This is a genomic window from Melaminivora alkalimesophila (assembly GCF_000282995.1).
GTDB classification, from domain to species: Bacteria; Pseudomonadota; Gammaproteobacteria; order Burkholderiales; family Burkholderiaceae_C; genus Melaminivora; species Melaminivora alkalimesophila.
In genome coordinates this window covers 1-9,511 of sequence record NZ_ALEE01000221.1, presented here as the reverse complement: position 1 = coordinate 9,511, position 9,511 = coordinate 1, and the positions used below count along the sequence as shown (strand labels likewise).

Below are 9,511 nucleotides of genomic sequence, written 5' to 3'. Positions count from 1 at the left end.
TATTGCACTGAAAACGAGGAGACCCCTGTTCGCGTTGGCTTCCTATGGTCGGCGCGATCCCGCTTCCCTGGAACAGTTGCGCGCCACCTTTGCAAAGGAAGGCATTCCCCCGGAATTTCTGTCACATTACGAGGCTGATGGACCCTTTGCATGTCTTAGACAGAATGACGGGTTAAGTGACAAATTTTGACGACCAGAACTTTCCGGTGCACACTGTCACATAATCGAACGTATATGTGACAGGTACGACATGCTGATAGGCTACATGCGGGTATCGAAGGCGGACGGCTCCCAGGCTACCGATTTGCAGCGCGACGCGCTGATTGCCGCCGGGGTCGATCCAGTACATCTTTACGAGGACCAGGCATCCGGCATGCGCGAGGATCGGCCCGGCTTGACGAGCTGCCTGAAGGCGTTGCGAACTGGCGACACACTGGTCGTGTGGAAACTGGATCGGCTCGGACGCGACCTGCGACATCTCATCAACACCGTGCACGACCTGACTGGGCGCGGCATCGGCTTGAAGGTATTAACCGGGCACGGCGCGGCCATCGACACCACGACCGCCGCCGGCAAGCTGGTCTTTGGCATCTTCGCCGCCCTGGCCGAGTTCGAGCGCGAGTTGATCGCGGAGCGCACGATTGCCGGCCTAGCCTCGGCCCGCGCGCGCGGGCGGAAAGGCGGCCGGCCGTTCAAGATGACCGCCGCCAAGCTGCGGCTGGCGATGGCGGCAATGGGTCAGCCAGAGACCAAGGTCGGCGACCTGTGCCAGGAACTTGGCGTCACGCGGCAGACCCTGTATCGGCATGTTTCACCCAAGGGTGAGCTACGTCCAGATGGCGAGAAGCTACTCAGCCGAATTTGATGCCGGCATGAGGCAACGTAGCGACAGCGTGGTTTGTCTCAATGGGAAGCGCTCATGATCGATCTTTGAAGGCCCGCAGCAGTCGTGTCACAGACAGGACGAACAAACCGGTCAGCGTGAGGGCTGCGATACCCCAGTACTCTCCGATGAACGCGCCGGCCGTCGTGCCGGCCAGCACAATGGCGAGAATCGGCAAATGGCAGGGACAGGTGAGCACGGCCAGCGCGCCCCACAGGTAGCCGGTGATCGGTTTGTGCGTCTCGGACGGCAAGCGCTCGGGGCTGTTCATGGCAGACTCTCCGCGTGCTGTGCCGGCTCGGTCGGCATGGTGGCCAACTGCACCTCCAGATCGGCCAACGCTTCGCGCCGACGCTCGACGAACTGGCGCAGAACGGCAAGCTGCGCGGCCGCTTCATCGCCGTCCGCAGCATCCAGCGCCCGGCACAGCCGCGCCAGCGCGTCCAGGCCGGTGCCCGCCTCGAAGGCCGCCCGCACGAAGCACAGCCGTTGCAAGGCGGCATCATCGAACAGGCCATAGCCGCCCGGGGTGCACGCCACCGGACGCAGCAATCCGCGCAGCAGGTAGTCGCGCACGATATGCACGCTCACCCCGGCATCAAGGGCCAGCCGGGACACGGTGTAGGCGCTCATTGAAAACCTCCTTTTTTATCCAGCGCAGCAGGAAAGCTGCTTCACGTCCTTGTTGAAGGTCTGCGCCGCAAGCTTCAACCCCTCGACCATTGTCAGGTAGGGGAACAACTGGTCGGCCAGTTCCTGCACCGTCATGCGGTTGCGGATGGCGAGCACCGCCGTCTGGATCAGTTCGCCCGCTTCCGGGGCCACCGCCTGCACGCCGATGAGCCGTCCGCTACCTTCCTCGATGACCAGCTTGATGAAGCCGCGTGTGTCGAAGTTGGCAAGCGCTCGCGGAACGTTGTCGAGTGTCAGCGTGCGACTGTCGGTCTCGATGCCATCGTGGTGCGCTTCCGCCTCGCTGTAGCCCACGGTGGCGACTTGCGGGTCGGTGAACACCACTGCCGGCATCGCGGTCAGATTGAGGGCTGCGTCGCCGCCGGTCATGTTGATCGCGGCACGGGTGCCGGCGGCCGCTGCCACGTAGACGAACTGCGGCTGGTCGGTGCAGTCGCCGGCCGCGTAGATGTTCGGGTTGCTCGTGCGCATGCCTTGGTCGATAACGATGGCCCCTTGCGCATTGACAGTGACCCCCGCCGCGTCCAGCGCGAGGCTGCGCGTATTCGGTGCCCGACCGGTGGCAACCAGCAACTTGTCAGCGCGCAATTCACCGTGTCCGGTGGTCAGCACGAATTCGCCGTTCACATGGGCGACCTGGCTGGCTTGCGTGTGCTCCAGCACCTCGATGCCCTCGGCGCGGAAAGCGGCTGTCACGGCCTCGCCGATGGCCGGGTCTTCCCGGAAGAACAAGGTGCTGCGTGCCAGGATCGTGACCTGGCTGCCGAGCCGGGCAAAGGCTTGCGCCAGTTCCAACGCCACCACCGACGAACCGATCACGGCCAGGCGTGCGGGAATGGTGTCGCTGACAAGCGCTTCGGTGGAAGTCCAGTAGGGTGACTCTTTCAGGCCCGGAATCGGCGGCACGGCCGGACTGGCACCGGTGGCGACCAGGCAGCGGTCGAACGTTACCTCGCGCTCGCCACCCTCGTTCAAACGGACGACCAGGCTCTGGTCGTCCTTGAAACGCGCTTCACCGTGCAAAACGGTGATGGCTGGATTGCCGTCCAGGATGCCTTCGTATTTGGCGTGCCGCAGTTCATCGACACGGGCCTGCTGCTGGGCCAGCAGTTTGCTGCGGTCAATCGCAGGCACAGTTGCCGCAATACCGCCGTCGAACGGACTTTCCCGGCGCAGATGGGCAATATGGGCAGCGCGGATCATGATCTTGGACGGCACACAGCCGATATTGACGCAGGTGCCGCCGATGGTGCCGCGTTCGATCAGCGTGACCGTCGCGCCTTGCTCGACGGCCTTCAGCGCCGCCGCCATCGCGGCCCCGCCGCTGCCAATGATGGCGATATGCAAACCGGCGCCCTCAAGTGCATCACGGATTTTTGGTTCATCTTTGAAATCACCAACCCGGATCGAGCCTTGATAACCCAATGCGGCGATGGCGGCCAGCAGTTGGTTGTGGCTCACGGCGGTGTCTGCCATGACTTGCGCGCGGCTTTCTGGATAGGACACCACAGCGGCATTCACGCCGGGAATCTTTTCCAAAGCATCTTTGACATGGGTGGCGCAGGATGTGCAGGTCATGCCATTCACGGTGATTTCGGTCATTTTTTTACTCCATTGAATTTCGGGGTGCAGCAGGCATCGGCTTGGCGTTTTCGTTGGATGGCGTAGATGGTCAAGCCGATGAAAATCGCCAGCGCAGGCAGCAGCACATAGTCCAGATAGCCGGTCAGCGCGGACAAGCCGACCACACCGAGCAAAATGACCAGAACAGGGGTGAAGCAACACAGCGCCACGAGGGTTGTGCCAATGATGCTGACCCGCAGCAGTGTCTTCGGGTCTTTCATGATCAGTTCTTGACTGATGATGGGTAGCCCGCATCCTCGGTAGCCTTGGTCAGTTTCTGCACGCTGGTCTTGGCATCATCGAAGGTGACCACCGCTTCGCGCGTCTCGAAGGTCACGTCAACTTTACTGACGCCATCGACCTTGGAAATCGCCTTCTTGACAGTGATCGGACAGGCCGAGCAGGTCATGCCCGGTACGGACAGCGTAACGGTCTGGGTGGCGGCCCACACGGGGGCAACAACGGCAGCGAGGGCAAGGGCGGAAAGCAGCTTTTTCATGGTGAACTCCTGTGATCAATAGAAAAATGGCACGACGTAGGGAAATCCGAGCGCGACCAAAACCAGCACGGCCACGCCCCAGAAAATGAGCTTGTAAGTAGCTCGCACTTGGGGAATCGCGCAAACCTCACCCGGTTTGCAGGCGGCTGACGGCCGGTAGATGCGCCGCCAGGCGAAGAACAACGCCACCAGCGCCACGCCGATAAAGATGGGGCGATAGGGTTCCAACACCGTCAAGTTGCCGATCCAAGCGCCGCTGAACCCCAAGGCGATCAGAACCAGCGGCCCGAGGCAGCAAGCCGAGGCGAGGATGGCGGCCAGCCCGCCAGTGAAGAGCGCGCCGCGCCCGTTTTGAGGTTCAGACATACGTTTGTCCTTTCGAATCTGAATTGGATAGCTTAAGCTTACTTCCGTAGTTATGTACGGAGTCAAGCGATATGGAAAACAATTTGGAGAACCTGACCATTGGCGTTTTCGCCAGGACGGCCGGGGTCAATGTGGAGACCATCCGGTTCTATCAGCGCAAGGGCTTGCTCCCGGAACCGGACAAGCCTTACGGCAGCATTCGCCGCTATGGCGAGACGGATGTAACGCGGGTGCGCTTCGTGAAATCAGCCCAGCGGTTGGGCTTCAGCCTGGATGAGATCGCCGAGCTGCTGCGGCTGGAGGATGGCACCCATTGCGAGGAAGCCAGCAGCCTGGCCGAGCACAAGCTCAAGGACGTGCGCGAGAGGATGGCTGACCTGGCGCGCATGGAGGCCGTGCTGTCTGATTTGGTGTGCGCCTGCCATGCGCGGAAGGGGAACGTTTCCTGCCCGCTGATTGCGTCACTGCAAGGGAAGAAAGAACCGCGCAGTGCGGACGCGGTGTAGCCCGAGGGAACTACGCCTTAGCGTGCTTTATTTTCCGTTTTCTGAGGCGACTCCAACGTCAGAAAAGACCGTGCGGTCGACTTTTGATATTTCGTGTGTTGATTTCCACGCAGAAGTGACCCACTAACCCCCAGGATTTCCATCTAAACCTGACCCACGTACTAACCCTAACCTGCTGCTTTGTTGAGCAGCAGGAGACCAGGAGTGATAGACGTGGCAACACTGAGTGTCATCAGGCGCTGGGCCCTGCGAGAGCAGTTGTCCATCCGAGAGATCGCCCGCCGCACGGGCCTCTCGCGCAACACCATCCGCAAGTACCTGCGCGCAGGCGAGGCCGAGCCGCACTATGCCAAGCGGGTCAGTCCATCCAAGCTCGATCCCTTCGCATCGAAGCTCTCGGGCTGGCTCAAGACGGAAGCTGGCCGATCCCGCAAGCAGCGGCGTACCGTCAAGCAGATGTACGCTGATCTGCAGGCCCTGGGCTATACCGGCTCCTACAACCGGGTTGCCGCCTTTGCCCGGCTGTGGCAAGAGCAGCGCGTGGTGGCCCAGCAGACCACCGGCCGCGGCACCTTCGTTCCCCTGGCCTTCGGCCCAGGTGAGGCCTTCCAGTTCGACTGGAGCGAGGACTGGGCAGTGCTGGCCGGAGTGCGCACCAAGCTGCAAGTGGCCCACTTCAAGCTCAGCCACAGCCGAGCGTTCTACCTGCGCGCCTATCCGCTGCAGACGCACGAGATGCTGTTTGACGCTCACAACCATGCGTTCGTAGTTCTGGGCGGTGTGCCCCGCCGTGGCATCTACGACAACATGCGCACCGCTGTAGACCGGGTGCGCCGTGGCAAGGAGCGCGACGTCAATGCGCGCTTTGCGGCCATGGTCAGCCACTTCCTGTTCGAGGCCGAGTTCTGCAATCCCGCGTCGGGCTGGGAGAAGGGCCAGGTGGAGAAGAACGTGCGCGACGCCCGCCATCGTCTGTGGCAGGTGGTGCCGCCATTCCCAGGCCTGACTGAGCTCAACGCCTGGCTTGAGGAGCGCTGCGTGGCCTTATGGAATGAGATCGAGCATGGCAAGCTGCCGGGCACCGTCGCGGATATCTGGGCTCAAGAGAAGGCAACCTTGATGCCGATGCCTCGGCCCTTCGATGGCTTTGTGGAGCACACCAAGCGCGTCTCGCCCACCTGCTTGGTCCACTTCGAGCGCAACCGCTACAGCGTGCCGGCCCCGTATGCCAACCGGCCTGTGAGCCTGCGGGTCTACGCAGACCGCTTGGTGATTGCCGCCGAAGGCCAGATCGTGTGCGAGCACCAGCGCCTGATCGAGCGTAACCACCATGGTGCTGGGCTGACCGTCTACGACTGGCGCCACTACTTGGCGGTGCTGCAGCGCAAACCTGGAGCCTTGCGCAACGGTGCTCCGTTCCTGGAGCTACCAGCGGCCTTCAAGCGACTGCAGGCCACCTTGCTCAAGCAACCCGGCGGCGACCGGGAGATGGTGGAGGTTCTGGCACTGGTGCTGCACCACGACGAGCAGGCGGTACTCACCGCAGTGGAGCTGGCACTGGAGTCAGGTGCTGCCAGCAAGACCCACATCCTGAACGTGCTCCATCGCCTGCTGGACGGCAAGCCCGCTCCAGCACCGGTCACTTCGCCCCAGGCCCTCAAGCTGGCGGTGGAACCCCAGGCCAATGTGCTTCGCTACGACCAATTGAGGGAGGTGCGCTATGCGTCATGACCCTGCCATCGCTTCCATCGTGATCATGTTGCGCGAGCTCAAGATGCACGGTATGGCCCAGGCGGTTGCGGAACTGGCTGAGCAAGGTGCACCGGCCTTCGATGCGGCACAGCCCATCCTGTCTCAACTGCTCAAGGCCGAGACCGCCGAGCGGGAGGTGCGCTCGGTAGCCTACCAATTGAAGGTGGCCAGATTCCCGGCGTACCGGGACCTGGCTGGGTTTGACTTCGGCCACAGCGAGGTGAACGAGGCACTGGTACGCCAGCTGCACCGGTGCGACTTCTTGGAGAACGCCAACAACGTGGTGCTGGTGGGTGGACCGGGTACGGGCAAGACCCACATCGCCACAGCCCTCGGGGTGCAAGCCATCGAGCACCATCACCGCAGGGTACGGTTCTTCTCCACGGTGGAGCTGGTCAATGCGTTGGAGGAGGAGAAGGCCAACGGCAAGCCCGGACAATTGGCCCACCGCCTGGCCTATGCCGATATGGTGATCCTGGATGAGCTGGGCTACCTGCCGTTCAGTACGTCAGGAGGCGCCTTGCTGTTCCACCTGCTGTCCAAGCTGTACGAGCGCACCAGCGTCGTGATCACCACCAACCTGAGCTTCAGCGAATGGGCCAGTGTGTTCGGGGATGCGAAGATGACTACGGCATTGCTGGACCGGCTCACGCATCACTGCCATATTCTGGAAACCGGTAACGACAGCTATCGATTCAAGCACAGCTCTGCACAGCAACCACCACAGGCCACCAAGAAGGAGAAGACAGCCAAGAACTTATCCACAACGTGAGCGTGAAGTTCACAAACCAGGGTGGGTCAGATCGAGATGGAAATGGTGGGTTAGGTTTGCGTGGAAATCAACAGTCGTAACTCCTAGTCAGAGGGTTTTGGTGATGTACTGGCCGTTGGCGAACCCGGAAACCTCCAAGATTTCCTGGATGCGCCGCGAGCCTTCGACGCGGGCGATATGAACAACCACGTGAACCGCCTCGCCGATAAGCGGTTCAATGGGTTTCGGGGAATCGGGGTGCATGCTGATGAGCATGGCGAGCCGATCCAATCCAGCTTTGGCGTTGTTTGCGTGCAGGGTTGCAGCACCTCCTTCGTGCCCGGTGTTCCAGGCCATCAACAGATCAAGGGCTTCGGGGCCGCGCACCTCGCCGACCAGGATTCGGTCGGGGCGCATGCGGAGGGTGGTTTTCAGCAGCGCCGTCATGTTCACGTCGATGCTGGTGTGGTACTGGACGTAGTTCTCGGCGGCGCACTGGATTTCGCCGGTGTCCTCGATGATGAAAACCCGCTCGGTCGGGTCTTGAATCACCATCTCGTTGATGATCGCGTTCACCAGCGTGGTCTTGCCCGAGCCGGTGCCGCCGATCACAAGGATGTTCCGGTGCGCGCGCACCGCTGCAATCAATGCCTCGCGCTGCGGCGCGGTCATGATTCCGCGTTCGACGTACTGATCGAGCGTGAAGATGGCGACGGCCTTCTTCCGAATGGCGAAGGTGGGTGCGGGCACAACCGGCGGGAGCTGGCCGGCGAAGCGACTGCCATCAAGGGGCAGCTCGCCTTCCAGGATCGGCTTGGAGCGCGTGACTTCCTTGCCGTGGTAGCCCGCGATGGTTTCGATGATGGCTTGCGCCTGCGCGACGCGCAGCGTGCCGATGCACTTCATCGGCTCGCCCAGGCGTTCGAGCCAGAGCTTGCCGTCCGCGTTGAGCATGATTTCAACGGTCTTGGGATCGTTGAGGGCGGCCAGCAGCTCCGGCCCCATGTCGCGTTCGAGCTTCTTCTTCGCCCGTTCCTTGATGCTGTTGTGTTCTGGTTTCTGGTCGGTCATTCCGTATGCCCTGTATGCCGTTGCGTTTCGCGCATTCTATACAGGTTCATACGATATACCGAACTAATTTCGACCGCAACACCGAAGCGCACAAGGGTGACTTCGGCCGCGACGTTGCATCGCGGATTGCAGGGGCGAAAGAGGCGACAACGCGGCGCATGCTCCGTGCGCCCTCGCGCCGAACCCGTGGCGTTTGCGTTATGGGTTGTCCGGGGGTTGAGCCACCCCGGCGGGCTTTAGCGGCTAAAACTTGGCTGGCTCTTGTGGCTCAGTTCCGCGCCGCTTCCCTTCCCTTCTCACATCCTGGCGTCAACTCCCTCTAAGTTTCTTCCTTGTCGCTTCGCCCCACTTCTTGACGATGAACGCCTGGTGTTCTGGCAGCACGGCCGCCACGCGCTCGAAGCCTGGCGGCAGGCTTCGGGGTGCCTTGCCGCCGGCCAGGGCGTCAAGGGCTTCTTTGTCCAGGTCGGTCGATTCAAGCAGGAGCGGCAGGGGAGTTTCAAGGGCCTGCGCAATGTCCTCCATCACCTTTAGGGAGGGGTTGGCTTTGCCAGTAGTGAGATCGGACAGGAAGGAGATCGAAACCCCCGACCTGTCCGATAGCTCCTTTTTCGTCATGTGCCGCTCATCGAGCAGCCGGAGCACGTTCGTGAAGAAGATGTAGTTGTACAAGGCCCGTATGCCTTCTCGGTGCGGGCGGCAGAAAATTTTAGCCGCTAAAGTTCTTGACCACGGACGCAGGTTTAGCTAAACTGACGACTCCATTAGCGAAAGGAGCATGACGAATGAGCCACAACCTGTTCCAGTTTATCGGTAATCTTACCCGCGATACCGACGTTCGCCATAGCGAAAACAGCGCCCGCGCCGTTTTCGACCTGGCTGTCAATCGCGTGTGGCGCAACGCAGCCGGTGCGAAGCAGGAGCAGACGGACTTCTTCCGCATCAAGTCGTTCGGCGGCCTGGCCGAGAACGCGGGCAAGTACCTGGGCAAAGGCTCCAAGGTGTTCGTCCAGGGCCGCATCGAGCCGACGAAGTACGAGAAGGACGGCAAGACCGAATACGGGTTCGATTTCATCGCCGAGGAAATCGAATACCTGGACACCAAAGCGCCAGGCGGCGGCCAGTAAGGCCAGGCCCGGCCACGGCCGGGCAGTATGCTAGGAGGGAGATTAGATGCAGAACGAGTTCAACGAGCAGGAATACAGGCGCAAGCTCATCGAGGGCGGGCTTAGCGAAGCCGACGCCACCGACCTTGCCGCCCGTACCGCCGCCGCTCGCAGGGACTCGGGCAGCGCCGGCGGGGCCTTCCGCCTCGCCGGTTCCCTCTTCGAGCTGCCGGCCACGGCCGGCGACAACGAGGCGGCTTT

At 61.7% G+C, this 9,511-nt stretch carries 13 protein-coding genes and 2 pseudogenes; 7 read left to right on the top strand and 8 right to left on the bottom strand.

What is annotated here, in order from left to right:
• Both A612_RS16415 and A612_RS03845 read left to right on the top strand, forming a co-directional pair.
• Positions 1 to 190, top strand: a pseudogene (locus A612_RS16415) (TniQ family protein); the annotation flags it as partial.
• A 60-nt stretch (positions 191 to 250) separates the two neighbouring features.
• A complete protein-coding gene (locus tag A612_RS03845; protein ID WP_000904941.1) occupies positions 251 to 865 on the top strand; it encodes a recombinase family protein in 615 nt (204 codons plus the stop codon).
• A 52-nt stretch (positions 866 to 917) separates the two neighbouring features.
• Here A612_RS03845 and merE read toward each other — a convergent pair whose 3' ends face one another.
• From merE to merT, 6 genes are read right to left on the bottom strand one after another with little or no spacing between them, the layout of a single operon-like run.
• Positions 918 to 1,154 (bottom strand): broad-spectrum mercury transporter MerE, encoded by a 237-nt coding sequence (gene merE, locus A612_RS03840; protein ID WP_001087809.1) that lies wholly within the window; start codon positions 1,152 to 1,154, stop codon positions 918 to 920.
• Entirely contained in the window at positions 1,151 to 1,516 is a 366-nt protein-coding gene (gene merD, locus A612_RS03835; protein ID WP_019373238.1) for a mercury resistance co-regulator MerD, read from the bottom strand. Before merD ends, merE begins: the two co-directional genes overlap by 4 nt.
• Positions 1,517 to 1,531: 15 nt before the next feature.
• A complete protein-coding gene (gene merA / locus A612_RS03830; protein ID WP_000136268.1) occupies positions 1,532 to 3,178 on the bottom strand; it encodes a mercury(II) reductase in 1,647 nt (548 codons plus the stop codon).
• Complete coding sequence (gene merF, locus A612_RS03825) at positions 3,175 to 3,420, bottom strand: mercury resistance system transport protein MerF (RefSeq protein WP_000654684.1); 246 nt, start codon at positions 3,418 to 3,420, stop codon at positions 3,175 to 3,177. Before merF ends, merA begins: the two co-directional genes overlap by 4 nt.
• 2 nt (positions 3,421 to 3,422) lie before the next feature.
• Positions 3,423 to 3,698, bottom strand: coding sequence for a mercury resistance system periplasmic binding protein MerP (gene merP / locus A612_RS03820; protein ID WP_000735441.1), 276 nt, complete (start codon positions 3,696 to 3,698; stop codon positions 3,423 to 3,425).
• Positions 3,699 to 3,713: 15 nt separating this feature from the next.
• Positions 3,714 to 4,064 carry a mercuric ion transporter MerT gene (gene merT, locus A612_RS03815; protein ID WP_001294667.1) on the bottom strand — a complete coding sequence of 117 codons (351 nt, stop codon included), beginning with the start codon at positions 4,062 to 4,064 and terminating at the stop codon, positions 3,714 to 3,716.
• 71 nt (positions 4,065 to 4,135) lie between these two features.
• Between merT and merR the strand changes: the two genes are divergently transcribed.
• The 3 genes from merR to istB all read left to right on the top strand — a co-directional run bounded on the left by merR (position 4,136) and on the right by istB (position 7,094).
• Entirely contained in the window at positions 4,136 to 4,570 is a 435-nt protein-coding gene (gene merR, locus A612_RS03810) for an Hg(II)-responsive transcriptional regulator (RefSeq protein WP_000429838.1), read from the top strand.
• A gap of 204 nt (positions 4,571 to 4,774) precedes the next feature.
• A complete protein-coding gene (gene istA, locus A612_RS03805; protein ID WP_040435935.1) occupies positions 4,775 to 6,301 on the top strand; it encodes an IS21 family transposase in 1,527 nt (508 codons plus the stop codon).
• Positions 6,291 to 7,094: an IS21-like element helper ATPase IstB gene (istB, locus tag A612_RS03800; protein WP_019373236.1), complete on the top strand. Its 804-nt coding sequence runs from the start codon at positions 6,291 to 6,293 to the stop codon at positions 7,092 to 7,094. Before istA ends, istB begins: the two co-directional genes overlap by 11 nt.
• A gap of 87 nt (positions 7,095 to 7,181) precedes the next feature.
• Here the strand turns inward: istB and trbB are convergent, their stop codons facing one another.
• Together trbB and A612_RS03790 are read right to left on the bottom strand one after the other, a co-directional pair.
• Positions 7,182 to 8,144 carry a P-type conjugative transfer ATPase TrbB gene (gene trbB, locus A612_RS03795; RefSeq protein WP_000132020.1) on the bottom strand — a complete coding sequence of 321 codons (963 nt, stop codon included), beginning with the start codon at positions 8,142 to 8,144 and terminating at the stop codon, positions 7,182 to 7,184.
• A gap of 309 nt (positions 8,145 to 8,453) precedes the next feature.
• Positions 8,454 to 8,816 (bottom strand): transcriptional regulator, encoded by a 363-nt coding sequence (locus A612_RS03790; RefSeq protein WP_010890126.1) that lies wholly within the window; start codon positions 8,814 to 8,816, stop codon positions 8,454 to 8,456.
• Between the two features lie 113 nt (positions 8,817 to 8,929).
• On the opposite strand from A612_RS03790, the gene A612_RS03785 reads away from it, so the two are divergent.
• A complete protein-coding gene (locus tag A612_RS03785) occupies positions 8,930 to 9,271 on the top strand; it encodes a single-stranded DNA-binding protein (protein WP_000019167.1) in 342 nt (113 codons plus the stop codon).
• Between the two features lie 46 nt (positions 9,272 to 9,317).
• Positions 9,318 to 9,511: pseudogene (locus A612_RS03780) on the top strand (hypothetical protein); the annotation flags it as partial.

Bases quoted from the DNA above. Each gene is read 5' to 3' on its own strand.
- merP (WP_000735441.1), bottom strand. From the start codon at position 3,698: ATGAAAAAGCTGCTTTCCGCCCTTGCCCTCGCTGCCGTTGTTGCCCCC.
- merT (WP_001294667.1), bottom strand. From the start codon at position 4,064: ATGTCTGAACCTCAAAACGGGCGCGGCGCGCTCTTCACTGGCGGGCTG.
- A612_RS03845 (WP_000904941.1), top strand. From the start codon at position 251: ATGCTGATAGGCTACATGCGGGTATCGAAGGCGGACGGCTCCCAGGCT.
- merF (WP_000654684.1), bottom strand. From the start codon at position 3,420: ATGAAAGACCCGAAGACACTGCTGCGGGTCAGCATCATTGGCACAACC.
- trbB (WP_000132020.1), bottom strand. From the start codon at position 8,144: ATGACCGACCAGAAACCAGAACACAACAGCATCAAGGAACGGGCGAAG.
- merD (WP_019373238.1), bottom strand. From the start codon at position 1,516: ATGAGCGCCTACACCGTGTCCCGGCTGGCCCTTGATGCCGGGGTGAGC.
- merE (WP_001087809.1), bottom strand. From the start codon at position 1,154: ATGAACAGCCCCGAGCGCTTGCCGTCCGAGACGCACAAACCGATCACC.
- istB (WP_019373236.1), top strand. From the start codon at position 6,291: ATGCGTCATGACCCTGCCATCGCTTCCATCGTGATCATGTTGCGCGAG.
- merR (WP_000429838.1), top strand. From the start codon at position 4,136: ATGGAAAACAATTTGGAGAACCTGACCATTGGCGTTTTCGCCAGGACG.
- A612_RS03785 (WP_000019167.1), top strand. From the start codon at position 8,930: ATGAGCCACAACCTGTTCCAGTTTATCGGTAATCTTACCCGCGATACC.
- merA (WP_000136268.1), bottom strand. From the start codon at position 3,178: ATGACCGAAATCACCGTGAATGGCATGACCTGCACATCCTGCGCCACC.